Origin of the sequence: Bacillus sp. B4EP4a, assembly GCF_006680105.1 — a bacterium.
In the GTDB taxonomy this organism is placed as follows: domain Bacteria; phylum Bacillota; class Bacilli; order Bacillales; family DSM-1321; genus Peribacillus; species Peribacillus simplex_E.
In genome coordinates this window covers 115,291-140,073 of sequence record NZ_VHIK01000010.1, presented here as the reverse complement: position 1 = coordinate 140,073, position 24,783 = coordinate 115,291, and the positions used below count along the sequence as shown (strand labels likewise).

The window sequence follows — 24,783 nt, the reverse complement described above, 5'->3', positions numbered from 1 at the left end:
AAAATAATCCTCACTTTTTTTGAACTTCATCCGATATAAGGAGGAGACGAGACTTTAAATGAATGGGTGAGTATTATGGATATAACATCAGTTTTGGGCGTAGTTCTCGGTATTGTGGCCATCTTGGTCGGAATGGTGTTGAAAGGCGTAAGTGTAACGGCGTTGATTAACCCGGCGGCTATTTTGATCATTATTGTAGGGACGATAGCTGCTGTCGTAACGGCTTTCCCTTTGTCGGAATTAAAAAGACTACCAAAAATATTCAAGGTTTTATTCTATGAACAAAAATTGACAAAGCCTGAAGATTTAATAAAAACCTTTTCGGAATGGGCGGTCATTGCCAGGAAAGAAGGCTTATTGGCATTGGAAAGCATTTCGGATCAAGTGGATAATACCTTTTTGAAAAATGGCTTGAATCTTGCAATAGAAGGCCAGAGTGCCGATTATATTCGTGATATTTTAGCGGAGGAAATAGACGCGATGGAAGAACGTCATTTAAGCGCGGCAGCGATTTTCAGTCAAGCCGGTACATACGCACCGACGCTAGGCGTATTGGGTGCGGTAATCGGGCTGATTGCTGCATTGGGGAATATGGCTGACACGGAGGCATTGGGACATGCCATATCTGCAGCATTCGTCGCAACCTTGATGGGGATTTACACGGGGTATGTATTATGGCATCCATTCGCCAATAAGCTCAAACGGAAATCGCAGCAGGAAGTCCGAATCAAAGAAATGATGATAGAAGGTATTTTATCGATCATCGAAGGGGAAGCTCCAAGAACGATTGAACAGAAATTAACATCCTATTTGCCTGCTGGAGATCGTAAGAAGTGGTTAGAAGGCGATGTGAGAGAAGATGGCTAGGCGCAAAAAGAAACAAAGGCATGAAGAGCATATCGATGAATCATGGCTGGTTCCCTACGCCGATATCTTAACATTGCTTCTTGCGCTTTTTATCGTCTTGTTCGCTTCAAGTTCGGTTGATTCAGTAAGGTTCCAGCAGTTGTCCAATGTATTTAACCAGGTTTTTACAAGCGGAACGGGTTTTATGGATTTCCCAAGTGATTCCCCCAGCAATGAGCCGACGTCACCAGAACAAAGAACAGGTGCAGAAGATCTTGAGAAGCTAGGGAAAAACGAACAAGAAGATCTTATGGAAGTTCAGGAGCGTGTAAATGCCTACATCCAAAAAAATGATTTAACGGATAAATTGGGAACGAACCTTACGGATGAAGGGATGTTGATTTCAATTAGGGAAAACGTGCTGTTCGAATCGGGGGTGGCTGAGGTGAGGCGTGAAAACCGAAAAATCGCTAAGGAAATCTCGGATTTACTGGTCATGGACTTACCCAGAAACATTATCGTAAGCGGACATACCGATAATATTCCCATTAAAAATTACCAATATGAATCCAACTGGGATCTGAGCGTGATGCGATCCGTGAATTTTATGAAACTTCTCCTAGAAAATAAAGAGTTGAATCCCGAAATGTTCAGTGCTAAAGGGCATGGGGAATTCAAGCCGGTTGCTTCTAATGAAACGAAAAAAGGAAGAGCGAAAAACCGGAGAGTTGAAATCCTAATTGTTCCACGGACAGCGATAAATGAGTGAAAACCTGTCAGGAATGGACGGGTTTTTCTTTTTGAAGGAGAATATATGGAAAGAGAATATACAAATGTGATGGAAGAAATCGTTGTGACATGGGTGCAGGTATTAATGTCAGGTATGGAATATCAAACATTTTGTTCGTGCAGAAAATGTAAGAATGACATCATCACATTATCATTGAATAACCTGCCTAATTACTATGTAACCACGGAAGAAGGGCGGAAAAGGATATTTGGAAATTTGAATACAGAAGAAAATAGGGAATGGATCAATAAAAGAATCATCAATGCGATACACGTTGTTGGCCAGTATCCTAAACATTGATCAAAAGGCTGCCATTATCTTTTTTCCGATATTAAAAAAGGCGGACAGCGACCTCCGAAGGGATTTAGGAAATATAGGGGTACATTACTCATAAACAAAAGGGACAACCATTAATTATGTGTTTATTTATGGTGGCAAAGGGAACATAAATAAAGTACAAAGTTGGTTCATTCGATCAAAAATTGAGGAGATGAATGATTATGGGTAAAAATATTGCATGTGTTGTAACGAATATGTTTGAGGACTCGGAGTATAGTGAACCGGCAAAAGCATTCGAAGAAGCCGGCCATACGGTAACGACGATTGAAATGGTAAAAGGGAAAACTGTTAAAGGGAAACAAGGGGAGGTAGAAGTCGAGATTGATGAAAGCATCGACTCAGTGAAACCAGAAAATTTCGATGCATTATTTATCCCCGGTGGGTTTTCCCCTGATCAACTGCGTGCTGACGAACGCTTCGTATCTTTCGCCAAATCGTTCATGGATGATAAAAAACCAGTATTTGCGATCTGTCATGGACCGCAGTTGCTGATTACGGCCAAAACACTTGAAGGACGCCACGCAACAGGATATACATCCATTAAAGTCGATATGGAGTATGCTGGTGCCACCTATTTGGACAAAGAGGTTGTGGTTTGCGGCAACCAGCTTGTAACCAGCAGGACACCTGAAGACCTTCCGGCATTTAACCGGGAATCGCTCAATCTATTGAAATAATGAAAAATCCCGGCAGCTGCCGGGATTTTTCATTTTAAAAGGATTCATATACTTCAATCTTTGCAGTAAAATAAAAGGAGAGATGAATTAAAAAGGAAGTGTCACGATTGATCGTATTAAAATCTGCGCGTGAAATTCAAGCGATGCATGAATCGGGTAAAATTTTGGCAGCTTGTCATAGGGAGATTGCAAAATTGATTGTTCCTGGGGTGACAACATGGGAAATAGAAGAATTTGTTGAAGGATTCTTAAAAAAACATGGTGCGAAGCCGGAACAAAAGGGTTACAAAGGGTATGAGTATGCGACATGTGCCAGCATAAATGAAGAAATTTGTCATGGTTTCCCTCGTAAGACCCCTTTGAAAAACGGAGATATCGTAACGATTGATATGGTCGTTAATTATAACGGGGCCCTTGCTGACTCTGCTTGGACGTATACGGTCGGTAAGGTTTCAAAGGAAACCGAACATTTAGTGAATGTGACGAAGGAATCTTTATATAAGGCGATTGAAGTATGTGTGGAAGGCAATCGGATTGGAGATATAGGTCATGCCATACAAACATATGTCGAAGCGGAAGGCTTCTCTGTCGTTCGTGATTTCATCGGACACGGGATAGGAAATGTCATTCATGAAGAGCCGCAGGTTCCGCATTATGGACTGCCGAATAAAGGTCCGCGTCTTAAGGAAGGCATGGTATTCACCATCGAGCCAATGGTAAACGTAGGTACATATAAAGCAAGCCGGGATCCGAATGGATGGACGGCATCCACTGCAGATGGGAAGTACTCGGCACAATATGAGCATACGATTGCCATTACGAAAAACGGTCCGCTTATTCTGACCGAACAATGAACATAAAAAAACAGCATCGATTATGATGCTGTTTTTTCATTTTAATCAATTGGACGTTCCAATGAATACAAATCTTCTTCAATATTTCCTAATCTGTCCTCAATGACTTTTTTAGCATCTTTGATACCTTCATTATAAATAAAGGGAGCAATATTTTCGAAAATGAACTGCAAATGATTTTCAGCAGCGATTTCACCGATTTCCTTGCCTTGTTCCTGATACACATATTCTTGGATACTTTCGATCATCTTGCGGCGCTTTTCAATGGGAAATTGTATGAACATTGTGCCCTCCTTCATATTTGTTCTAAAAACCATGTAATGAATTGATCCGAATCCAATGGGAAGACGGGTACTGAAGCATGATTCCTTGTTCGTTCCAGACATTCGGGCCAAGCCACAGCTGCTTTGACATTAGTAAGCCGTTCCAATAACAGGAGGTCACTTTCTTCTTTGATTAAAATGACCTTAGGAAAGTCCTCTTGCTTATAACCTTCAATTAAAATCACATCAGGGAGAAATAGATACAGTAATTGAATTAGTTCAGTGATAGGGGCTTTCCCCTTGAAATTGCCGAGCAGCTCGATTGTGCCATCTCCTTCAACAAGTGAGGCGGCCGCCCCGGCATGAAAGTGTTTATTGGAATCCTTCGTGCCTGTGACATCTGGTTTTCCGCCATGTCCATGATGTTTTAAAACGGCTGTCTCTAATTTTGCTTCGCGAAGCTGTTTGATTATATTCGTTATGAAGGTCGTTTTTCCTCTATTTTGGTAGCCAACCACCTGGAAAATAAAGGGCTTCACCAAGGCCATTTGCATCCTTCTTGGTCATCGAGAAGCAGGATGTCCACAAAATCTCCAGTTTGGAAACCACGGGTCCCCCCAGGTAAGACGGTCAGTGAATTGGCACCTGCCAAGCTTGTTGTAATATTGGATTTATCCACACCACTAGGAATTACCTTCAACTGGCCGGATTCGTAAAATAATCGGGTCCGAAGCAGACGTGAGAATGGATTGGGTTTTAAGAAGTCTTCTGCCAATTGTGCCGTCTCTTTTCGTAAATGCGGATGTTCCGAAAACAGCATGGTGCGGATGATCGGTCTTGCAAATAGTTCAAAGCCGACATAACTGGCGGATGGATTGCCGGATAAACCGAATAAAAATTTGTTATTATATACGGCTACGGTCGTCACGCTGCCGGGGCGCATGGCCACTTTGTTGAATAAGACATCAGCGCCAATTTTTTGATAAATATCCGGGAGAAGATCAAAATCACCGACAGAAACTCCTCCTGTCGTAATGAGCAGATCCACTTCCTCCAAGGCAGTTGAAATGGCCTCGTAGCTTAATTCGAATTCGTCCTTAAGCTTTCCGTAGAAACGGACTTCTCCTCCGGCCCTCCGAATTTGGGCGGAGATGGCATGTGAATTGCTGTTGCGAATTTTGCCGGGCTGCAACGGTTCATTAACATCAAGAAGTTCAGACCCGGTAGCGAATAATCCGACGATAGGCTTAGTGGCAACTGGCACTTCGGCATAACCGAATGTTGCGAGCAAGCCGATGATCCCTGGATTGATCGCTGTTCCTTTTTTCACAAGAACATCGCCTTTCTTTGCATCCTCACCTTGAAAAGAAACGTTTTCGCCTTCCTTAAGCGAGCGTTTAAATGATATGTACTTCTTTCCGTCCTTCTCGAATTCCTTCGTAAGCTCGAGCATGATTACGGCATCACACTCAGCTGGCATCTGAGCTCCAGTCATGATCCTTGCCACTTGATTTTTTTGAACAGGAATATTCGATACCATACCCGCAGCCAACTCTTCAATCACTTCGAACTCGAGAGGGTTATTTATGGAACCTTCGGCCGTATCCTTGGACCTAAGGGCGAATCCATCATATGGCGAGCGGTTAAAATGTGGAACATCATTTGTAGCTACAATATCTTGAGCCAAAAAACGGTCATGGCTTTCCTCGAGGGGGATCAGTTCCATATGTCCTGTTAATTTATGCTTCATCACTTTTTCCACTGCTTCTGCAATACTGATGGGCGTTCTTCTTTCTACCATGCTTACAACTCCTGTCGGTTTTCAATTTCTATATCCAATGTAGCAGAATTTTTTAAAAAATGAAAAAAATCCTCACCGGTATGGGAGGATTTGAATGTTACTTATTACGCAGTCTTCCAAGTTCTTCAGCGATAGCTTCCATTTCACGGACACTGAAATTCGTTTTCTTCATCACCATTATATAAATATCGTGTAGTTCTTCGTACATCTCGATATCAAAATGGGTCGATTTGATTGCACCGAAGTTCATCACCTTTAATTTATCCTTGATTGCTTCGATCATAAACTCGACACTTTCGGCTGTGTTTTGCGTTAAATCCATTTCCCTCATCCTTTCATACGTTCCTAAATTATTTTCATCTTTGCATGATTACCTCTAGAAGTCAATGAATAATCGGGTGGAAAACGAAGCTTGATTCCCGATTCACTTGGTCATCTCCCGCGTTTTAAAGTGAGAGAGTTTGGGAAAAGATAGGAAAAAACTTTTTTAAACATTGTATAATGGAGGTAGCTACCATTATCCATCACTAATATATGAAGAGGAGGAGAATATATGAGCAACATTCGAGAAGAATATAAGTGTGCCAAGAAAAGCAAATTTATGCAAGCGGTCTTTATTGGGGCGTTGGCTGGGGCAGCGATAAGCCTTTTTGATAAGGATACGCGTAATTCTGTATTGGAAAACAGTAAAAGCTGCATGGGTAATATGAAAGAATTCATGAAGAATCCTAATGGGGTGCTTAAACAAGTAAGTGAAACATCATCTAAGGTCCGTTCCACTGTTGAAAAAATTTCCGATGATGTATCCTTCATTTCCCAAAAGGTGGAGGAAATGAAGGACATTCCTTCGCAAGTTGCCCAAGTGGTGATGGAGACGAAGGAAGTTTTTGCTGCAGAGGAAGAAGAGCCAACTTCAAGTCACCATGAACGGATTTCCTTAAATTAGAAAATGGGGTGGAGGTATGGCCAATAAAAAAGAATGGCTGAAAGGCTCATTCTTTAAGACATTCATAAAACGGTTACATGTGGATGATGTGTCGGGGCTTGCCGCACAGCTGTCTTATTTCTTTTTACTTTCCCTGTTCCCGTTACTTATTTTTTTATTCACTTTATTGGCCTATCTGCCATTTTCCCAAGAAGATATATTGAATACCATCCGTACATATGCGCCTGACGATTCGATGAAAATCATTGAGGCTAACCTATCTGAAGTGATGGAAGCGAACGGGACTTTATTGTCGTTTGGTGTCATTGGAACGATATGGTCGGCCTCGAATGGGATGAATGCAATCATTAAAGCATTTAACCATGCATATGGTGTAAAAGAAAGTCGAACTTTCTTTATTTCCCGGGGAATGTCGATTCTTCTTACTTTAGCGATGATTTTTGTTTTTATTGTCGTTTTATTGCTGCCGGTATTCGGAAAACAGATCGGAGTGTTTTTATTTGCCGAAATTGGACAATCCGATGAGTTTCTTACGATTTGGAACCAACTTCGCTGGGTGATCAGTACGCTTGTATTTTTAATTGTGTTCACCATCCTTTATTGGATTGCGCCCAACATAAAGCTGAAATGCATAACCGTAATGCCTGGTGCTATCTTTGCAACGGCAGGATGGAGTCTCGCTTCCTTTTTGTTTTCTTTTTATGTGGATAACTTCGCAAATTATTCCGCAACATATGGAAGTCTTGGAGGGATAATCGTATTAATGGTCTGGTTTTATTTATCAGGACTCATCATCATACTGGGCGGGGAAATAAATGCGCTCATTAGTAAAAAGGAAAAACCAGAATGTGGATGATTATCCTGGGGTTTCCGTAATAATGGACTATCATGCTGCGGATACTATTCAAGAAATGATAACTTTTGAAGAGGAGGAGTTCTTTCATGAGTAAAAAAGATGGCAGCACAAAGCAAAAAGGAAAAAATAAAGGTTCGAACCATAAAACATCAGGTTCTGCAAACGGTAAGAACGGATATCACTAAATGAAAATATCATAAAAAAAGGGAGCCTTGGAAGGCTCCTTTTTCATGTTTAATTTCTCAAAAGTCTTAAGCTGTTCAGTATAACGAGAATTGTGCTTCCTTCATGGCCAATCACGCCATATGGGAGGTCTAGGAATTGAAGGAAATTGGATGCTATCAGGATCATGATGACCGAAATTGAAAAGATGACGTTTTGTTTGATGATCCGATTCATCTTCTTGGATAATTTGACCGCTTCCGCAATGCGCGGCAGATCATTCTTCATCAGAACGACATCCGCTGTCTCCAAGGCAACATCCGTGCCTTCACCCATTGCAATTCCAACAGATGCTGTTGCTAGTGCAGGTGCATCATTGATGCCATCCCCAACCATTGCTACAGTGCCAAAATGTTCTTTCAGCTTTTTCACTTCAGTCACTTTGGTTTCAGGCAGGCATTCGGCAATATATGCATCAATATGGCTCTCCGAAGCAATCGCTTTAGCCGTTTTTTCCCCATCTCCTGTAAGCATGACGGTATGGATGCCCTCATTTTTCAAGGCTTCGATGGCTGTAACGGTTTCTTCACGCACGACATCTTTCAAAGTGAGTATGCCTGCAATTCCTTGATCATCTTTTGCATAAACGATTGTCTTCCCTTGTTCAGCCAATGTCAGTGCAATGCCATTTTGGAATCGTTCTGCTTCACTGCGACCGACGAAATCAGCTTTTCCGACTTGCCAAAGCACGCCATTGATATAGGCTTGAACCCCATTACCTGAGATATCTTCCATGTTATTTGGTTTAATGATATCCTTTTGCAATTTTGTTTTGGCATAACGTACGATCGATGTTGCCAAAGGGTGATTCGAATAATTTTCAACAGATGCAATATGAAATAAGAAATCATCTTCGTTTAAATCTTCGCGGATAATGACATCCGTTACCTCTGGTTTTCCTTTTGTCAATGTACCGGTTTTATCTAAAGCAATTGCCTGCAGATTACCTAGATTCTCAAGATGGATGCCTCCTTTAAATAAAATGCCATGACGGGCTCCATTTGAAATGGCAGAAAGTGTAGCTGGCATGATAGAGGCCACAAGGGCACAAGGAGAAGCGACAACGAGCAGGATCATCGCTCTGTAGAATGTCTCGGTCCAGCTCCACCCCAATAGGAAATGGGGTACGAACATCATCAATCCGACAACCGTCAATACTACTTTTACATAAGTCCCTTCAAACCGTTCAATGAACAGCTGGGAAGGGGACTTTTCACTTTGTGCGGATTGAACGAGAGTGATTATTTTTTGAAATAATGTTTCACTTGCCGGTTTGGTGATTTCCACGGTAATCGTTCCACGGAGATTAACCGTTCCCGCAAATACTTCATCATCCAATGATTTACTGACTGGTATGGATTCGCCAGTGATGGCGGCTTCATCGATATTGGTACGGCCGTCCGTGATTTTTCCATCTGAAGGAACTCTCTCACCTGGTTTCACTAAAATTAAATCCCCGACATGCAGCTGTGAAACGGATACGGTTTCTTCATATCCGTTAGTGATGCGCAGTGCTTCTTCGGGCTGTAAGTCCATTAGTGCCGAAATTTCTTTATGGCTTTTATTCATCGTGTATGTCTCAAGGGCACCGCTTAAAGCGAAGATGAAAATCAATATGGCGCCTTCCGTCCAGTATCCAATGACCGCAGAACCGATTGCCGCAAAAATCATCAGCATCTCAACATTCAATTCCCGGTCGGCAATCGTATCTTCTATGCCTTCTTTCGCCTTGGCATATCCGCCAATCAAGAAAGAGGCCAAGTATATGACTATGGAAGCAGTTTCCATTCCGTTCTTTGAAAGGGCCCAGCCCAATACTATTAGTAAACCGCTGAATAATGCAGCAATAAGTTCTAGATGAGGTTTTGCTTTTTCCAACCAAGTGTTTTTGCATGCAGCCGGTTGGGTTAAATGTTTAGTATCTGTAGTCATAAGACTCCCTCCCACATTCTTATCTATTTTGTGTAAATGATATAGATTATCATTTGTGTTATATCTAATTGAGAAAGATAATCAACGTCATTTCTCTGGATAAAATATGAAAGCTGCCACCGTAATTGCGATGACAGCAATGTTTTCAATGGTTTATAAACGTGATGTCCTTTTTGTTATTATTATAGTACCACATATCCTATTCAGAAATAAAGAAGAATGATTCTAATCTAGTAAAAAATATAAAGTATTTCCTAACTAATATAAAGTCTATTGATAAATACCGTTCAAATTGAATAATAAAAGAAGTAGTCCAGATAAAAAACTATACTACATAACTGAAGCAGGCATTTTTTCCTTAAACAAGGCCAATGATATGAAGACAAGGAAAAGCATGATACTGATCATATAGAAAAAGTTCCCTCCATCGATGTGTTCTATAACCAGGCCGCCAAAGAATGGACCGCCGATGCTGCCGAGACTAAAGAATATACTGCATAATAAATTCCCGGCAGGTAATAGGTTTCTTGGCAAAAGATCTGCCATATAACTGATTCCCAGCGAGAAAGTCGAACCAACCATCATTCCGCCAAACATAAAGCAGACGAATAGGCCAAGAACTGAATAGGAATAAATCCCTGCAAGCGTGAATATGGCAAACCCTGAAATAAGAATCGTCAACAAGGTCTTTCGCCGTCCAAAACGGTCACTGACCATCCCCAAGGGAATCTGGGTAAGCAGAGTCCCAGCAGAAAATGCCGGAATGATGATGGATACTGCTGTTAAATCGATTCCGGAGCGCAGGGCAAATACAGGGAAATTGCTATTCAATGAGGCTTCAAGCACACCAAATGTAAAAGGAAGTAAAAAAGCGACCCAGGCTATGCGGCTTACTTTCGTAAACCTTTTGAGTGTGCCAAGGAATGATGTGCTTTCAGAATCATCCTGTTCAGGAAGCTCATTTCTAATAAGGAAAACAGTGGACCAAGCCAGAAGGCTAAGTATGGATGTTATGATGAAAGGCAACGACTGATTGATCTCGAGAAGCTTCGTCATCAGCGGGCCAACCATGAAGCCAAGACTGAAGAAAAGTCCATAAATGGCAAGATTCCTTCCGCGCTTCACTATTGGTGAAATGGCAGTGATCCATGTCTGTGTAGCAAAGTGAAGTGTATGATCGCCGATACCAATGAAGAAACGCAGAACGAACCAAAACCAGAATGATTTCCAGACAGGAAATAAGGCAAGCGATACAATGACCGTTATCCCGCCAAATAATATCAATGGCTTATAGCCGTATTTACGGAGTGGGGCTTCCATAAAAGGAGAAATCAATAGAATTCCAATATACAGGGAGGCTGCATGAAACCCGTTTAGGGATGAGCTAATTCCTTCATTTTCAAAAATGATGGCAATGATCGGCAGAAGCATCCCTTGAGAAAACCCCGATATGCCGACAATTAAGATTAAAACGCTTAAAAGCAATTTATTATTCATAAAATCATGTCTCCTAAGAAATGTATACCTTCTTGATGTTACATCTTAGGAAGAGGATTAAGCAATAGAAATTTGGGTAAATATTGTCAAGAAGAGAGGTGTTGATAAAATTTTCCTTTGTCTTCACCCGAAGATTATGTATGATAGTTTTTGTTACATAAAAAGAACTATAGGATTGTGAGGAGAAGTATCGTGAATAAAATATTTTTGGGGCTTGTCCTGTTAGGCGTCCCTTTATCTGTCATTGGGTCATTATTGCATTGGCCGAGTGTAATCATGTTCATAGTATATTGCTTAACAATCGTGGCGCTGGCAGGCTTCATGGGCCGGGCCACTGAAAGCTTAGCAATCGTTATGGGACCAAGGATTGGCGGTCTCTTGAATGCAACCTTTGGTAATGCAGTAGAATTGATCATATCCATCTTTTCATTAAAGGCGGGGCTAGTGGGTGTCGTGCTGGCGTCTTTGACTGGTTCCGTTTTAGGAAATTTATTGTTGGTGGCAGGACTTTCATTCTTTGTCGGAGGGACTAAATACAAACGGCAGAAGTTTAACGTATTCGATGCGAGGCATAATGCCGGACTATTGATTTTTGCAGTAATTGTAGCCTTCGTCATACCGGAAATATTCACACAAAACATGGGTGAATCAAGCACGATGTCGTTAAGTGTCGGAATTTCCATTATATTGATCTTATTATATCTTGCTGCATTATTCTTTAAATTGGTTACTCACCGCGGGGTATATCAGCATACAGAGAAACTCGAGGAACATGAAGAGGAAGTACCGGAGTGGAGCAGGAAAAAGGCAATGATAATACTTGCTGCCGCTACATTGGCTGTTGCTTACGTATCGGAAAAACTTGTCCATACGTTTAGCGAGGTGGGGGAAGCCTTCGGATGGTCGGAGTTATTCATCGGTGTCATTATCGTTGCGATCGTCGGTAACGCGGCAGAGCATGCTTCCGCCGTCATAATGGCCTATAAAAACAAAATGGATGTCGCTGTGGAGATTGCCGTTGGTTCCACGCTTCAAGTAGCGATGTTCGTCGCTCCTGTACTCGTATTGATTTCGTTAATGTATCCAACCCGTATGCCGCTTGTTTTCACAATGCCAGAACTGATATCAATGGTTTCAGCAGTCTTTTTGGTGATCATGATTTCTAATGACGGGGAAACGAACTGGTTTGAAGGCCTTACCTTATTGGCCGCTTACTTCATTATGGGAATTGGATTTTATTTATTATAAGAATGCAGGCCTTCCGATGTGGGAGGTCTTTCTTTTTATAAAGTTAAAAAATAAAAATGACTCTGCTCAGGTTAGATTTAGCAGAGTCATTTCTATATCAGTAAATTACCATTCATAAGTTATTCCAAAATTTTTCATCATGCTTTTGAAAAAGTTGAGAAAATATTCTAGAGTGTCACACCATCCTTTTACATCAGATTTAAGTATAGGCGAATTCGTTTTCTGTCATCCTTTAAAAGGGTGTCATGGAATGTTCGATAAGCATACCTCCTGAAGGTTTAATAGGTATGAACGATTTCGCCTCCTTTTTATAATGTAAAATAAGTATAACTGATTCGAAGAGAAAAGTAAATATTCTAAATTTTACAAATTCATTACAAAGTTGAAATCGTAATGAAATGTATAGAATGTTGGCTAAAAACAAAATCTATAATCAATATGATTGAACCCCTCAAAAGGAGTGCGACAGCATGAGAAGAACTATTTTTATTACGATGATTGCCCTAATTGCCTTCATTCAGGCGAATGTAAGTTTTGCAGCTGATATACCAGAAGTCAAAGCAGATCCGAATAAGGTGAATATCCCACCTTCAGTATTGAATATTGCAAAGGAGAATACGTATCCGAACCCGACCCAGGATCTTCCGATGCTGCAGCCAAGTAATCTTGCCGAACAATTGATCGATTCGTCGGATATCAAGATTGAAAACCCAGAACTCATCCAAATGTTGAATGAATCCGCAATTGCAAAAGCCCCGCTTGCTTTTGGATACAGGGCGACCATTTACCTTGGCCATTGGGCATTGAATTATGAGTCCTCGGAAACGGCACCAAACTGGGAATACCAAAAGATCAATACGAATTACTATGATAATCGCGGCGGTGAAGTTCCCTATAAGATCCGTTATGTCCAGGAAAGTCAGAAGGCAGTAAGTGGCGGTCTGACAGCGAAAATTCCTAAGGCTGAGGATGTTCAAAAGATGATGCTGCTAAAAGCCACTGAAAAAACGAATTTGCCATTGGCTTTTGAAACGATCATCGGAGCTGGTACGAAAAAAGATCAAGTATACAATGTTGCTTCAAATAGGATTGGTTACTTATCCAGTTTTGCTTCCGCCGTCAATGAAAAAGGCAAGGTCACATATGGGGAAGTATATTTGAACCTAAAAGGAAATAAAAGAACCATTACGATAAAGAATATCACTTCACAAGGCATCGGTGCATGGATACCGGTTCAGGACCATGTTTCCTTCAGCTTTACAGTCTCGCAGCAACCTAGGTAAATTGAAAAACTCGCCGGCTTGGCGAGTTTTTCTTCATATGGTTGACTTCCTCATCCTGAAGTCATCCTTCGGGTAGTAGGCATTTTTGACGAGAACATTCGGGCCCAGACATTTGACTGCCGGGCAGTGGCAGTTCAATTCATTGGCCAGTTTCGAATTCATCCATGTGTCATAGGAATCGGTCAAGGACTGGTCTTTGATATTCCCTAATGTAGGCGCGTCACCGAAATCGGTCACGATCACTTCCCCGGTGAAAATATTGATGTTCAACCTGGAACGTCCATCAGGGTCATTCCGTACGGTCACTTTATGTGAACCATAAAGTCGTTGAAGCAGCTTTATATCCTCCTTACTGTTATTGCAAGGATAAAATGGCAGGGTACCGAAAAGCATCCAAACATTTTCATCACGGATATCAAGCAAATGATGAATCGCTTCACGCATATTATCCAATGATAAAGTTTCAAGTGCCGAAGCGAAATCGCTTGGATACATCGGATGAATTTCGTGCCTTTGACATCCCATTTCATCGACGATCTGTCTGTGAATATGCTCAAGATGAGGCAATGTCCGTTTATTAAGCATCGTTTCTGCAGATACCAGCACACCAGCTTTTGTCAGGGCACGGGAATTTTCAATCATTTTATCAAATAATATCTTTCGCTGTTCCCGAGATGGTTTTCGGTCCATCATGGCAAAGCCGATATCAATGAATTCATCGATCGTTCCCCAGTTATGGGAAATGTGCAGAACATCCAAATAAGGAATGATTTCCTCATACCGTTCCAGGTCAAGGGTCAAATTGGAATTGATTTGTGTCCGTACCCCGCGGCTACGGGCATATTTCAATAGAGGCAAAACATAATTCTTCACTTGTTTTCTTGAAAGCATCGGTTCCCCGCCAGTAATGCTGAGCGAGCGAAGCAAAGGGATCTCATCAAGGCGCCGAATCAGTAATTCCAGAGGCAGGGCATCCGGGTCCTTGGGCTGAAGTGTGTAACCGACGGCACAATGCTCACAACGCATATTGCAAAGGGTGGTGGTGGTGAACTCCACGTTGGTGAGGCTGAGTTTTCCATATTGTTCAACGTCCATATATGCTTCCCAAGGATCATACTTGGGTGTAATTGGTGTTAAAAGATCTTGCTTGATTATTGACATATTTAAAACTCCTTACGTAATAATGCACTAACCCATTATGAACAATGGGAACAAAAATTGTCAAATGGCGGAGAGCTGCATTTATAGCTTGCCATTGCACTTTCAAGCAGATTTCGTTACGATGAAAGAAGAACGGAAGGAGAGTGCCTCATGGGAAAATCCATTACAGGTAAAAACGAACAATTAACATACTTAAAAGAACGCCTCACGATGTTCATGGAAGTTCTTGATCATATCGAACCGGAAAATACGGAGTTGGAAGATATAGACCGTTTAATCGGCATGATAGATGATTTGGAAGGCAAAGTGGAACAATTCAAAACCCGGGAAGACTAATATCTGTTTCGATAGTATGACTTTTTCAATGTTAATATTCATGAAGGGATGACGAGAAACCTGCGTCATCCCTTTTTAATATCAAATCTTCTTGGAAATGATTGGTGATGACATTTTGACTTATGGGCTATTTAAGGCGCTTTGATCATTTCTCTCCAAATTGCTGTTCATTAAGAAAAATAATTACTTGTTTTCGAAAGATTATGTTAGATGTATAATAAAACGGGTGTTGAATCATTCGCTATTTATAGAGAAGCAGGGAAATGATTAAATCTAATCTAGGGGAAATAAGAGGGGGAAGAGAAATTTGGATATTCAAAAATTCCAAGAAAGTATGTACAGTCTTATCGTTGAAACTTCAACGAATCTTCCAAAGGATGTTCGTCGTGCGGTCAAAAGTGCAAAACAACGTGAAAATGCAGGTACTCGTTCTGCATTAAGCTTGGACACCATCACGAATAATATTACAATGGCTGACGACAATGTATCACCGATTTGTCAGGATACTGGTCTGCCGACTTTCAAAATAAAAACTCCAGTTGGCGTGAACCAACTTGAAATAAAAAAAGCAATCCGAAATGCGATCATTTTAGCGACTAAAGGCGGAAAACTTCGTCCAAACGCAGTTGACTCTTTATCGGGTGAAAATAGTGGGGATAACCTTGGGGAAGGTCTTCCTGTCATTAAATTTGATCAATGGGAAAATGACTATATTGATGTTCGTCTTATCTTAAAAGGCGGCGGCTGTGAAAATAAAAACATCCAATACAGTCTGCCTATGGAGCTTGAAGGATTGGGGAAAGCGGGCCGTGATTTGGACGGAATCCGTAAATGTGTACTTCATTCTGTCTACCAAGCACAAGGACAAGGCTGCAGTGCCGGCTTCATCGGCGTTGGTATCGGAGGGGACCGTTCATCCGGATATGATCTGGCTAAAGCTCAACTTTTCCGCAGTAATGAAGATGTGAATCCGAATGAAGACCTTCGTAAACTTGAAGATTACATCATGAAGACAGCTAATGAATTGGGAATCGGCACGATGGGCTTTGGCGGCGAAACTACACTGCTTGGATGTAAAATCGGTGTCATGCACCGTATTCCGGCAAGCTTTTTCGTATCCGTTGCTTACAACTGCTGGGCGTTCCGCCGTTTAGGAGTGAAAGTCAATCCTGAAACAGGTGAAATCAATGAGTGGTTGTATCAAGAAGGCGAGAAAATCGACTTTGCTTTAGAAGCAGAAAAAGCAGCGAAGGATGAAGTGGCAGCCGCTGCTGAATCGGACGTTAAAGCTTCCCGTGAAATCACCCTGCAAGCACCAATCACGGAAGAACAAATCCGTGAATTAAAAGTTGGTGACGTAGTTCATATTAACGGCAGAATGTATACAGGCCGTGACGCCATCCACAAGCATTTATCTGAAAATCCTGCACCAATCGACTTAGATGGACAAATCATCTATCATTGTGGCCCAGTTATGCTGAAGGACGAAGAAGGTAAATGGCATGTGAAGGCTGCCGGACCAACAACAAGTATTCGTGAAGAACCATACCAAGGAGATATCATGAAACGATTCGGCATCCGTGCAGTTATCGGTAAAGGCGGAATGGGACCGAAAACACTAGAGGCACTAAGTGAACACGGCGGCGTTTATCTAAATGCAATCGGCGGGGCTGCTCAATATTATGCAGACTGCATCAAGTCCGTCGAAGGTGTGAACTTCACCGAATTTGGTATTCCAGAAGCGATGTGGCATCTGAATGTTGAAGGATTTACTGCCGTAGTTACCATGGATTCACATGGAAACAGCCTGCATAAAGACGTTCAGCAATCTTCGTTGGAAAAATTGGCACAATTCAAAGAACCAGTATTTAAATAATTGTATGGAAAAAGACGCTCACCAAACGGTTGAGCGTCTTTTGCATATCTTACTTTTCGATTTCCGGCAGTGGATCGATCCTTGAAGCATCCTCTAAATTCAATCCACTTTTCACAAAATGAACAAACACTCCGCCACCTAAACCAAGACAACCAACAAAGCCTATAGTGATAACCCATTCCAGCATTTCATTCCCCCCTTGCTAAATGTATATGAAAAAAAAGGCGATAATTAACTCAAAAAAGTACAATCTTTTGGAACGCTCGCACATACATTAAAAGAGAAAGGGGGGATTTTCATGCAGAATAGCTACATCTTATACTTTATCGCCATGTTAACCGGTTTTGCTTTCATCAAGCTTCCTGTGGCAAATACGATTTTCTCCGGTCTTGAAACATTCCTTGACGTAGTCGGAATTGTAATCGTTCTCATTTTCGCTATCGCCATTATTTGGAAGGCGGCACAAGCGTTATTTAAAGGATAAACAAAGCATGGGGGGCCAATCCTTTTTCGAGGATAGGCCTTTTTTATGTGGATTAAGGTTTTGCGGGGAAATACCTTTAATAATTCGGCCCGCGGTACTAAAATTTGTCCCTGAGCGTAGTAAATTAGACCCTGGACCAATAATTCGACATTCACAATATCATGCATATAAATCTTCATGTTCCAAACAATAAGAAAAAAGGACATGGGGGATATTCCAATGAAAAAAATGGTGATTTTATCCGCTTTTATATGCTTGATATGCTCTTTGGCAAGCCCAGCTTTTGCAGAATCCTATAACTGGGGTTTCAATAAAGGAAAAAATGGGACACCTGCCGATGCCGGTAAAAAATTCAATGAAATGCTGCCTGAATATGAAGCGATTTATAAAGGGGATACAAAGAAAAAAGCCGTTTATTTAACGTTTGATAACGGTTATGAAAATGGCTATACGGCCCAGATTTTAGATGTTCTGAAAAAACATGGCGCTCCTGGAGCTTTTTTTGTAACGGGTCATTATTTAAAGACCGCACCTGAGCTTGTTGTCCGTATGGCTAATGAGGGGCATATCGTAGGAAACCATTCATGGAACCATCCGGATATGACCAGCGTGACGGACGATGTGATACGCATGGAGCTTGAGCGGGTAAAAAAAGCAACGGAAAAATTAACGGGGCAAAAGGGAATGAATTACTTAAGGCCGCCTCGTGGGGTATTTAATGAGAGAACAATGAGGGTTGCAAAAAAAGAAGGGTATTACCACATCTTCTGGTCACTGGCATATAAAGACTGGATTGTTGATCAACAAAAGGGTGCCGCGTTCGCACACGATGAAGTGCTTAAGCAGATTCATCCTGGCGCGATTTTATTACTGCATACCGTATCGAAGGATAATGCGGAAGCATTGGACTCAATTCTGACGGATCTTGAAAAACAGGGGTACACATTCAGTAGCCTTGATGATTTAATGATTGAGAAACGGTTGCCAAACCGAATGCTTTATTAAGATGAGAAGCGGGTCCTGTAGTGATAATTCAGGTCCCGCTTTTATCCATTCTCTTCAATTTCAAGTAATATTTCTGGAAACATGCTATAATACGTGGAAAACTGCTAAAGGATGGATCGCTTGTGTGGACAGAAAAATTACAGGTTCAAGGACCCTATAATTTCGATCTAGTTCTCGAACGATTATCGTTAGACCCACTTCAGGTAGTTGATTTTACTAACAGGACGGTAAAAGTTCCGCTATATATAGAAAAAGAACCAATCGTTTTGCAGGTTCAGGCAATAGGAAATATCGATGAACCTTCTTTTATCATCAAAGGTCATTCAGAGGTTTACAAGTCAAAAGCAATCGAACGGTTAAAAAAGGTTTTTCATTGGCATCAGCCATTAGAAGGCGTTTCCCGGCATTTCCGGGAATCAGATTTAAGGGGAATCTTCGAAGAACACCGCGGTACTGCCATAGTCTTGGACTTCGATTACTACAGTTGCCTCGTCAAATGCATCATACATCAGCAATTGAACTTATCCTTTGCCCATACGCTCACGGAACGATTCGTTAAAACCTTCGGCTACCAGATGGAAGGTGCATGGTTTTATCCGACACCGGAAACAACAGCCCAACTTCAAATCGAACAATTAAGAGCCATTCAATTCAGTGGCCGAAAAGCCGAATACGTCATCGGTCTTTCCGAGCAGATCATTCAAGGCCATCTCAACCTTGATATAATGGAAAAGCTATCCGATCAAGAGGTTATGGATACACTAATAAAAATACGCGGTATCGGTAGATGGACGGCTGAAAACTTCCTGCTTTTTGGACTTGGCCGGCCGAACCTATTTCCTAAAGCCGATATTGGCATTCAAAATGCCTTGAAAATATTATATGGCTTACCGCAAAAGCCGACCCAAGAAGAAATGGAGTCCTATAGTGTGAAATGGGCCCCATATCTAAGCTACGCTTCCCTCTATTTGTGGAGAAGCATTGAAAAACGGAGTGAAAAGAAATGACAAACATTCAAGATACAAAACTGGAAGTAAATCAAACCCTTCCCCTTACGATTAAACGGCTTGGCATTAACGGGGAGGGAGTCGGTTATTTCAAAAAGAAAGTCGTCTTCGTCCCAGGTGCATTGCCTGGTGAAGAAATTGTAGCTATGGTCACAAAGGTTCAGCCAAACTTCACCGAGGCGAAAATAAAAACCATCCGTAAAGAATCACCGCATCGCATTGCAGCACCATGTCCGGTTTACGCTGAATGCGGCGGATGTCAGTTACAGCATTTAAGTTATGCCCAGCAGCTTATTGAAAAACGCGATATCGTCATTCAAGCGATGGAACGTCATTCAAAATTCCCAGTTTCTTCATTAAATGTAAAAGAAACGATCGGCATGGAAGATCCTTGGAATTATCGCAATAAGAGTCAGTACCAAGTCGGCCAAAAAGATGGCAAATTGATTGCTGGCCTTTACGGCTTGAATTCCCACACACTGATCGATATCCCGAATTGCCTTGTACAGCATAAGGCAACAAATAAGGTAACGCGTACAGTGAAAAAGATACTAAAGAACCTGAACATCTCGATTTATAACGAAAGAAAAAGAAAAGGTGTTATCCGTACGGTCATTACACGGGTAGGCTTTGAAACAGGTGAAGTACAGGTTGTCCTCGTTACTGGTGCGGAAGAAATTCCACAAAAAGATCAGTTGCTTAAACAAATTCGTGACCAACTGCCAGAAGTGAAATCGGTCGTTCAAAACATCAACAACCAGAACACATCACTTATCTTTGGCGAAAAAACGATTCACCTGGCAGGTGAAAAAGTCATCAACGAAACATTGGGTGACCTATCATACGAACTATCAGCCCGTACTTTCTTCCAACTTAACCCGGTCCAAACTGTTCGCTTATATGATGAAGTGAAAAAAGCAGCAGCCTTAACCGGCACGGAAAAAGTGGTTGACGCTTATTGTGGTGTTGGGACCATTGGCCTATGGCTGTCCGAAAATGCCAAAGAAGTCAGAGGAATGGACGTCATTAAAGAATCCATTGAGGACGCCAAGAAAAATGCAAAAAAACATAAACGCAACAATGTTTTCTATGAAACAGGCAAAGCCGAGAATATCCTTCCAAGCTGGACCAAAGAAGGCTGGAAACCGGACGTACTGGTCGTCGACCCGCCAAGATCCGGCTGTGATCAATCATTACTGCAGACAATCTTGAAAGTTAAACCGAAAACCATTGTGTACGTATCATGCAACCCGTCCACATTGGCGAAGGACTTACAAGAACTAGGCTCTTCTTATCGCGTGGAGGCCATGCAGCCGGTGGACATGTTCCCGCAGACGAGCCATGTTGAAGTAGTAACCTCATTGAAGCTGATTAAAGAATAAGCAGAGTGATCCGGGAATCTGTAAAAGATTCTCGGATTTTAATCTGCGTTTATTTCCATCCATTTGTGAAATAATGAAAGTACTGTGAAATCGAGAAATACATAGGAGGGTTTTGGATGCATAATCATGATATATTAATTCGATTAAGGTATGCGCTGGATATTAAAAATAAGGATATGGTTGAGATATTTAAGCTCGGGGATATTGAAGTGACAAGAGAAGAAGTCATGCAGATGCTCACAAAACCAAAAGATGATTATTATGATGAATATGATGATGGTATGGATGAAGATGAAGATGGGGTAAACTGCAATAACATGATGTTAGAGTCCTTTTTAAATGGTTTGATCATTTTTAAAAGAGGGAGACAAGAGCCAAAACCTGGTCAGCCTCAAAGTCAGGCACCGGATGTAAAGATTAAGGAAAGTGTGAATAATATCCTTCTGAAGAAACTGAAAATAGCATTGACATTAACCAGCGAGGATATGATTGATATCTTGGACGAAGCAGGTGTCATGATAACAAAAGGGGAATTAAGCGCTATATTAAGAAAAGTGGGTCATAGGAATTATAAAGAGTGCGGGGATCGATACGCCAGGAATTTCTTAAAAGGATTAACTTTGAGATATAGGGGATAAGGGTTCAGTAACTGTTTTTATCATGCACATCATTACAATTAGACTTTGATTTCGTGAAAAGTACTTTTCCGATTTCAGGGTCTTTTTCTTTTAGTATGAACGTTATTGAAGTCATTGGAAAGTTCGAAAGTTAAAAAACAGAAGGCACCCTTAATGCACCTTCGCACGTTCATTAACCTCTTAAAAAGTCTGGTTTTACGAAATTGGGGTTGGGATATTTATAGAAGCCTTCTCCTGCTTCTCTACCGATTTTCCCTTATCGATATACTCTGTTTTCAATAGGTTAGCCAGCTTTTCAACCTCTGGATCACCTGTCGCTTTCGCAAGTGAAATATTATAAGCGGTATTGATTCCTACCACGTCTAAAATGGCGAAAGGGCCAAGAGGCGCTCCTGTTGCGACCATCCACGTTTTATCGATGGTTTCCGTATCTGCCACTCCTTTTAATAAGAGCATTTGGGCAGCATACAAAAGGGGGACCAGTAAGGAATTCAAAATATAGCCTGGCTGCTCTTTATGTAAAGGCAGAGGAACCATTCCAATCGCTTTTGCAAAATCAATCACTTCATCGAACACTTCACTATCCGTTCCAGGATGTTTCATGATTTCTGCCGTATTGTTTTTCCAGATCTCATAAGCGAAATGTAACGCCAGGAATTTTTTTGGACGGCCTGTTGCTTCGGCAAATTGGCTTGGCAATAATGTTGAAGAGTTCGTCGCGAAAATTGTTTTATTAGGAGCCACTTTTCCTAACTCCGTGTAAAAATCCGTTTTGATTTGAACCACTTCTGGAATCGCTTCAATCACAAGGTCAGCTTCGGATACTGCAGCAGATAAATCACTGTGGAAAGAAATGCGGGCATAAGCAGTATTGAGATCTTCCTCCGTTGCGCCTATGTCTTCTTTATAGTATGGCTTCAAATTAGTGATCCTATCTTTTGCACGTTCCAATGCTTCATCATTGATGTCATATACAGATACGTTGAATCCTTTGAAGGCGGTTTGAAATGCGATCTGACTTCCTAAAACACCGCTGCCGGCAATCGTGATATTTTTATATTTCACAGCCATTCTCCTTTATTTCTTTGAATATCACTTCTTGTTAATTATTTCACTTATCTTGAAAATAGATGCAGGAATTAGCTTGATATACGTTATTTTCCCTTAATGAAACCTGATAAACGTATGTTAAGAACGTAACAAACCTTCTCAGATGTAGGACATTCTTCATAACTTTTGCCTATCTCTTTGCATAGCTTGTATGTTTTGCTCATTACATCATGAAAGGAAAGTTGCCTATTGCATTTCAATCGAAAAGAATTCCAGGGGTGGACCAATGGATGGCCATTGAGCTGTTAATGGGTTATTCAGAGGAAAGACCGCTTGGCTGTTACATTGTAGAAAATCACAAGGTGTGGATAAAGGAAGAAGGAAATAGAAAAAATCCTAATTTTTCAAACTTTCCTCCTGATAATGTGCATAACTTTTTTGTTTTTTTTGATTTCTTTGTACTTGAACGTAACTTCAATATCCTAAGTTGATCAGCAGCTCTTTTTTTATTGTTGTAATGGACTTAAGCGTCCATTAGTACAATGTAAAACAGACAAAAAAGAGGATAATTATACCCCTTAGTTTACTTGTCTTCATTTGTTTGTTCATCAGATTTTTGGACGATTTCTTTTAGTTCCCCAATGTCACCTTTTGCATTAATAATCTCAAAAATCTCATTTAGGCCTTCCGAGGTTTTTTCATCTTCTGTTTTCACAATACCCCTCCTTAGTTGTAGTTATTTGTTAATGTCTCCAAAAAACAGAAGATAAAACATCGTTCACATTGAAAATTGATGATTATTTTCTCTTCGTATTTCCGTTGATATAAGCGCATTTTAGGCGAATGTTTATTGTAAAACTACAAAAATTCCGATTTTTTTGTCCGTGCAATATGGACAACATTAAAATTATCTATTATTATGATTGTTATAACACTTAGTATAAAGGGATTTAGGTTAATCCTTTGTGTGTTTTTGGAGAAGACACCTGTATTTTTAGAAAAAAGGAAATAAATACAATATTTTTTAAATAGGGGTAAAACATATAAAAATCCTGCATTTATTCCAGCCATCAATGAGGGGGTATATTAAATGTCAAGTGAAGTATTAAATCAATTTTTGAAAGAAAATTTGGAAGATTTAAAAGAAAAGGGACTATACAACGTTATTGATCCGGTGGAAGGTCCAAATGGTCCGGTAATCACCATTGCAGGCAGGGAGTTAATTAATTTATCATCCAATAATTATTTAGGTTTAGCAACAGATAGACGATTAATAGAGGCTTGCATAGAAGCGACGAAAACATATGGTGTCGGTGCCGGTGCCGTTCGTACGATCAACGGAACATTGGATATTCACGTCAAATTAGAAGAAAAGCTTGCCGAGTTTAAACATACAGAAGCAGCCATTGCTTATCAATCTGGATTTAACTGTAATATGGCAGCGATTTCAGGAGTGATGGATAAACATGACGCCATTCTTTCAGATGAACTGAACCATGCTTCAATCATTGATGGATGCCGATTATCCAAGGCGAAAATTATTCCCTTTATCCATTCCGACATGGACGATTTACGGACAAAAGCACGCCAAGCAAAGGAGTCCGGATTGTATAACAAAGTCATGATCATTACCGATGGAGTTTTCTCGATGGACGGGGATATTGCCAAGCTTCCTGAAATTGTGGAGATTGCAGAGGAGTTTGACTTAATTACTTATGTTGATGATGCACATGGATCGGGTGTATTAGGTAATGGTGCAGGAACGGTAAAACATTTTGGGTTATCGGATAAAGTGGATTTCCAAATTGGAACATTATCCAAAGCAATTGGTGTTGTTGGAGGCTATGTAGCAGGAAAGAAAGATTTGATTGATTGGTTAAAAGTGAGAAGCCGTCCATTTTTATTTTCAACGGCTGCCACACCGGGAGCAGTTGCAGCTAGTATAGAAGCCATCGATATTTTGATGAATAGCTCAGAACTTCAAAATAAGCTGTGGGAAAACAGTGATTACTTGAAAAAAGGCCTAAAGGAATTAGGGTTTGATATCGGGGAGAGCGAAACACCGATTACGCCTTGCATCATAGGGGATGAAGCAAAAACGCAGCAATTCAGCAAGAGGCTGAATGAAGAAGGTGTGTATGCTAAATCCATCGTATTCCCTACCGTTCCAAAGGGTACAGGAAGAGTGAGGAATATGCCTACTGCAGCTCATACAAAAGAGATGCTGGACCGTGCAATAGCCATTTATGAAAAAGTAGGAAAAGAGATGTCGATCATATAAGAGATTGCT

General features: G+C 40.9%; 27 protein-coding genes and 1 pseudogene. 18 read left to right on the top strand and 10 right to left on the bottom strand.

All coding sequences use genetic code 11. The features are described 5' to 3' along the window. Positions 1-75 precede the first annotated feature (75 nt). From motA to map, 5 genes are all read left to right on the top strand, one after another. A complete protein-coding gene (motA, locus tag FNK51_RS05360; protein ID WP_141992670.1) occupies positions 76-867 on the top strand; it encodes a flagellar motor stator protein MotA in 792 nt (263 codons plus the stop codon). Then, on the top strand, positions 860-1,615 hold the full coding sequence (gene motB / locus FNK51_RS05355) for a flagellar motor protein MotB (protein WP_141992669.1): 756 nt from the start codon (positions 860-862) through the stop codon (positions 1,613-1,615). The genes motA and motB overlap by 8 nt, the downstream gene beginning before the upstream one ends. A 45-nt stretch (positions 1,616-1,660) precedes the next feature. After that, positions 1,661-1,936, top strand: coding sequence for a late competence development ComFB family protein (locus FNK51_RS05350; RefSeq protein ID WP_260398005.1), 276 nt, complete (start codon positions 1,661-1,663; stop codon positions 1,934-1,936). Between the two features lie 200 nt (positions 1,937-2,136). After that, entirely contained in the window at positions 2,137-2,652 is a 516-nt protein-coding gene (locus FNK51_RS05345) for a type 1 glutamine amidotransferase domain-containing protein (protein ID WP_141992668.1), read from the top strand. 107 nt (positions 2,653-2,759) lie between these two features. Then, the gene (gene map, locus FNK51_RS05340) at positions 2,760-3,506 is read left to right on the top strand and encodes a type I methionyl aminopeptidase (protein ID WP_098370491.1); all 747 of its coding nucleotides are present in this window, start codon (positions 2,760-2,762) and stop codon (positions 3,504-3,506) included. A 41-nt stretch (positions 3,507-3,547) separates the two neighbouring features. Here map and FNK51_RS05335 read toward each other — a convergent pair whose 3' ends face one another. The 4 genes from FNK51_RS05335 to FNK51_RS05320 form a co-directional block, all read right to left on the bottom strand. Continuing rightward, positions 3,548-3,790: a DUF2164 domain-containing protein gene (locus FNK51_RS05335; protein ID WP_179891011.1), complete on the bottom strand. Its 243-nt coding sequence runs from the start codon at positions 3,788-3,790 to the stop codon at positions 3,548-3,550. A gap of 11 nt (positions 3,791-3,801) precedes the next feature. Beyond that, positions 3,802-4,317, bottom strand: coding sequence for a molybdopterin-guanine dinucleotide biosynthesis protein B (gene mobB / locus FNK51_RS05330; RefSeq protein ID WP_181762192.1), 516 nt, complete (start codon positions 4,315-4,317; stop codon positions 3,802-3,804). Then, the gene (locus FNK51_RS05325; RefSeq protein ID WP_141992666.1) at positions 4,305-5,570 is read right to left on the bottom strand and encodes a molybdopterin molybdotransferase MoeA; all 1,266 of its coding nucleotides are present in this window, start codon (positions 5,568-5,570) and stop codon (positions 4,305-4,307) included. Before FNK51_RS05325 ends, mobB begins: the two co-directional genes overlap by 13 nt. Before the next feature lie 97 nt (positions 5,571-5,667). Further along, the gene (locus FNK51_RS05320) at positions 5,668-5,892 is read right to left on the bottom strand and encodes a DUF1128 domain-containing protein (protein WP_098370495.1); all 225 of its coding nucleotides are present in this window, start codon (positions 5,890-5,892) and stop codon (positions 5,668-5,670) included. A gap of 231 nt (positions 5,893-6,123) precedes the next feature. Between FNK51_RS05320 and FNK51_RS05315 the strand changes: the two genes are divergently transcribed. Together FNK51_RS05315 and FNK51_RS05310 are read left to right on the top strand one after the other, a co-directional pair. After that, positions 6,124-6,516: a YtxH domain-containing protein gene (locus FNK51_RS05315; RefSeq protein WP_141992665.1), complete on the top strand. Its 393-nt coding sequence runs from the start codon at positions 6,124-6,126 to the stop codon at positions 6,514-6,516. A gap of 16 nt (positions 6,517-6,532) precedes the next feature. After that, positions 6,533-7,372, top strand: a complete 840-nt coding sequence (locus FNK51_RS05310) for a YihY/virulence factor BrkB family protein (protein ID WP_141992664.1) — start codon at positions 6,533-6,535, stop codon at positions 7,370-7,372. A gap of 234 nt (positions 7,373-7,606) precedes the next feature. On the opposite strand, the gene FNK51_RS05305 is transcribed toward FNK51_RS05310, so the two are convergent. Both FNK51_RS05305 and FNK51_RS05300 read right to left on the bottom strand, forming a co-directional pair. Then, the gene (locus tag FNK51_RS05305; protein ID WP_141992663.1) at positions 7,607-9,526 is read right to left on the bottom strand and encodes a heavy metal translocating P-type ATPase; all 1,920 of its coding nucleotides are present in this window, start codon (positions 9,524-9,526) and stop codon (positions 7,607-7,609) included. 330 nt (positions 9,527-9,856) lie between these two features. Next, positions 9,857-11,023, bottom strand: coding sequence for an MFS transporter (locus FNK51_RS05300; RefSeq protein ID WP_141992662.1), 1,167 nt, complete (start codon positions 11,021-11,023; stop codon positions 9,857-9,859). 192 nt (positions 11,024-11,215) lie between these two features. Here FNK51_RS05300 and cax point away from each other — a divergent pair, with 192 nt between their 5' ends. After that, a complete protein-coding gene (gene cax / locus FNK51_RS05295) occupies positions 11,216-12,271 on the top strand; it encodes a calcium/proton exchanger (protein WP_181762191.1) in 1,056 nt (351 codons plus the stop codon). 470 nt (positions 12,272-12,741) lie between these two features. Then, a complete protein-coding gene (locus tag FNK51_RS05290) occupies positions 12,742-13,554 on the top strand; it encodes a YfkD famly protein (protein ID WP_141992661.1) in 813 nt (270 codons plus the stop codon). Positions 13,555-13,587: 33 nt separating this feature from the next. Here FNK51_RS05290 and yfkAB read toward each other — a convergent pair whose 3' ends face one another. Further along, positions 13,588-14,715 carry a radical SAM/CxCxxxxC motif protein YfkAB gene (gene yfkAB, locus FNK51_RS05285; RefSeq protein WP_098370501.1) on the bottom strand — a complete coding sequence of 376 codons (1,128 nt, stop codon included), beginning with the start codon at positions 14,713-14,715 and terminating at the stop codon, positions 13,588-13,590. A 150-nt stretch (positions 14,716-14,865) separates the two neighbouring features. On the opposite strand from yfkAB, the gene FNK51_RS05280 reads away from it, so the two are divergent. Further along, positions 14,866-15,051 carry an SE1561 family protein gene (locus FNK51_RS05280; protein ID WP_034305661.1) on the top strand — a complete coding sequence of 62 codons (186 nt, stop codon included), beginning with the start codon at positions 14,866-14,868 and terminating at the stop codon, positions 15,049-15,051. A 307-nt stretch (positions 15,052-15,358) separates the two neighbouring features. After that, complete coding sequence (locus FNK51_RS05275; RefSeq protein WP_098370502.1) at positions 15,359-16,927, top strand: fumarate hydratase; 1,569 nt, start codon at positions 15,359-15,361, stop codon at positions 16,925-16,927. 49 nt (positions 16,928-16,976) lie between these two features. On the opposite strand, the gene FNK51_RS26400 is transcribed toward FNK51_RS05275, so the two are convergent. Beyond that, the gene (locus FNK51_RS26400; protein ID WP_181762190.1) at positions 16,977-17,114 is read right to left on the bottom strand and encodes a hypothetical protein; all 138 of its coding nucleotides are present in this window, start codon (positions 17,112-17,114) and stop codon (positions 16,977-16,979) included. A gap of 111 nt (positions 17,115-17,225) precedes the next feature. Between FNK51_RS26400 and FNK51_RS05270 the strand changes: the two genes are divergently transcribed. From FNK51_RS05270 to FNK51_RS05250, 5 genes are all read left to right on the top strand, one after another. Then, positions 17,226-17,411, top strand: coding sequence for a hypothetical protein (locus tag FNK51_RS05270; protein ID WP_098370503.1), 186 nt, complete (start codon positions 17,226-17,228; stop codon positions 17,409-17,411). Between the two features lie 219 nt (positions 17,412-17,630). Further along, positions 17,631-18,416, top strand: coding sequence for a delta-lactam-biosynthetic de-N-acetylase (gene pdaA, locus FNK51_RS05265; RefSeq protein ID WP_377412602.1), 786 nt, complete (start codon positions 17,631-17,633; stop codon positions 18,414-18,416). Between the two features lie 122 nt (positions 18,417-18,538). After that, entirely contained in the window at positions 18,539-19,423 is an 885-nt protein-coding gene (locus FNK51_RS05260) for a DNA-3-methyladenine glycosylase family protein (RefSeq protein ID WP_098370504.1), read from the top strand. Then, positions 19,420-20,805, top strand: a complete 1,386-nt coding sequence (rlmD, locus tag FNK51_RS05255) for a 23S rRNA (uracil(1939)-C(5))-methyltransferase RlmD (RefSeq protein ID WP_141992660.1) — start codon at positions 19,420-19,422, stop codon at positions 20,803-20,805. The genes FNK51_RS05260 and rlmD overlap by 4 nt, the downstream gene beginning before the upstream one ends. 116 nt (positions 20,806-20,921) lie before the next feature. Continuing rightward, entirely contained in the window at positions 20,922-21,443 is a 522-nt protein-coding gene (locus FNK51_RS05250; protein ID WP_141992659.1) for a YehS family protein, read from the top strand. Between the two features lie 172 nt (positions 21,444-21,615). On the opposite strand, the pseudogene FNK51_RS05245 reads toward FNK51_RS05250, so the two are convergent. Next, positions 21,616-22,508: pseudogene (locus FNK51_RS05245) on the bottom strand (3-hydroxyacyl-CoA dehydrogenase). A gap of 275 nt (positions 22,509-22,783) precedes the next feature. Here FNK51_RS05245 and FNK51_RS05240 point away from each other — a divergent pair. Then, the gene (locus FNK51_RS05240) at positions 22,784-22,984 is read left to right on the top strand and encodes a hypothetical protein (protein WP_098370508.1); all 201 of its coding nucleotides are present in this window, start codon (positions 22,784-22,786) and stop codon (positions 22,982-22,984) included. Between the two features lie 92 nt (positions 22,985-23,076). On the opposite strand, the gene FNK51_RS27085 is transcribed toward FNK51_RS05240, so the two are convergent. Further along, entirely contained in the window at positions 23,077-23,208 is a 132-nt protein-coding gene (locus tag FNK51_RS27085) for a hypothetical protein (RefSeq protein ID WP_257790335.1), read from the bottom strand. A 375-nt stretch (positions 23,209-23,583) separates the two neighbouring features. Between FNK51_RS27085 and FNK51_RS05235 the strand changes: the two genes are divergently transcribed. Continuing rightward, the gene (locus FNK51_RS05235; protein WP_098370509.1) at positions 23,584-24,774 is read left to right on the top strand and encodes a glycine C-acetyltransferase; all 1,191 of its coding nucleotides are present in this window, start codon (positions 23,584-23,586) and stop codon (positions 24,772-24,774) included. Positions 24,775-24,783: the final 9 nt, after the last annotated feature.

Bases quoted from the DNA above. Each gene is read 5' to 3' on its own strand.
- yfkAB (WP_098370501.1), bottom strand. From the start codon at position 14,715: ATGTCAATAATCAAGCAAGATCTTTTAACACCAATTACACCCAAGTAT.
- FNK51_RS05250 (WP_141992659.1), top strand. From the start codon at position 20,922: ATGCATAATCATGATATATTAATTCGATTAAGGTATGCGCTGGATATT.
- mobB (WP_181762192.1), bottom strand. From the start codon at position 4,317: ATGGCCTTGGTGAAGCCCTTTATTTTCCAGGTGGTTGGCTACCAAAAT.
- FNK51_RS05310 (WP_141992664.1), top strand. From the start codon at position 6,533: ATGGCCAATAAAAAAGAATGGCTGAAAGGCTCATTCTTTAAGACATTC.
- FNK51_RS05240 (WP_098370508.1), top strand. From the start codon at position 22,784: ATGGCCATTGAGCTGTTAATGGGTTATTCAGAGGAAAGACCGCTTGGC.
- FNK51_RS05350 (WP_260398005.1), top strand. From the start codon at position 1,661: ATGGAAAGAGAATATACAAATGTGATGGAAGAAATCGTTGTGACATGG.
- FNK51_RS05280 (WP_034305661.1), top strand. From the start codon at position 14,866: ATGGGAAAATCCATTACAGGTAAAAACGAACAATTAACATACTTAAAA.
- FNK51_RS05300 (WP_141992662.1), bottom strand. From the start codon at position 11,023: ATGAATAATAAATTGCTTTTAAGCGTTTTAATCTTAATTGTCGGCATA.
- FNK51_RS05320 (WP_098370495.1), bottom strand. From the start codon at position 5,892: ATGGATTTAACGCAAAACACAGCCGAAAGTGTCGAGTTTATGATCGAA.
- FNK51_RS05290 (WP_141992661.1), top strand. From the start codon at position 12,742: ATGAGAAGAACTATTTTTATTACGATGATTGCCCTAATTGCCTTCATT.
- rlmD (WP_141992660.1), top strand. From the start codon at position 19,420: ATGACAAACATTCAAGATACAAAACTGGAAGTAAATCAAACCCTTCCC.
- FNK51_RS05325 (WP_141992666.1), bottom strand. From the start codon at position 5,570: ATGGTAGAAAGAAGAACGCCCATCAGTATTGCAGAAGCAGTGGAAAAA.
- FNK51_RS05305 (WP_141992663.1), bottom strand. From the start codon at position 9,526: ATGACTACAGATACTAAACATTTAACCCAACCGGCTGCATGCAAAAAC.
- FNK51_RS05315 (WP_141992665.1), top strand. From the start codon at position 6,124: ATGAGCAACATTCGAGAAGAATATAAGTGTGCCAAGAAAAGCAAATTT.
- motA (WP_141992670.1), top strand. From the start codon at position 76: ATGGATATAACATCAGTTTTGGGCGTAGTTCTCGGTATTGTGGCCATC.
- motB (WP_141992669.1), top strand. From the start codon at position 860: ATGGCTAGGCGCAAAAAGAAACAAAGGCATGAAGAGCATATCGATGAA.
- FNK51_RS26400 (WP_181762190.1), bottom strand. From the start codon at position 17,114: ATGCTGGAATGGGTTATCACTATAGGCTTTGTTGGTTGTCTTGGTTTA.
- FNK51_RS05345 (WP_141992668.1), top strand. From the start codon at position 2,137: ATGGGTAAAAATATTGCATGTGTTGTAACGAATATGTTTGAGGACTCG.
- FNK51_RS05235 (WP_098370509.1), top strand. From the start codon at position 23,584: ATGTCAAGTGAAGTATTAAATCAATTTTTGAAAGAAAATTTGGAAGAT.
- FNK51_RS05335 (WP_179891011.1), bottom strand. From the start codon at position 3,790: ATGTTCATACAATTTCCCATTGAAAAGCGCCGCAAGATGATCGAAAGT.
- FNK51_RS05270 (WP_098370503.1), top strand. From the start codon at position 17,226: ATGCAGAATAGCTACATCTTATACTTTATCGCCATGTTAACCGGTTTT.
- pdaA (WP_377412602.1), top strand. From the start codon at position 17,631: ATGAAAAAAATGGTGATTTTATCCGCTTTTATATGCTTGATATGCTCT.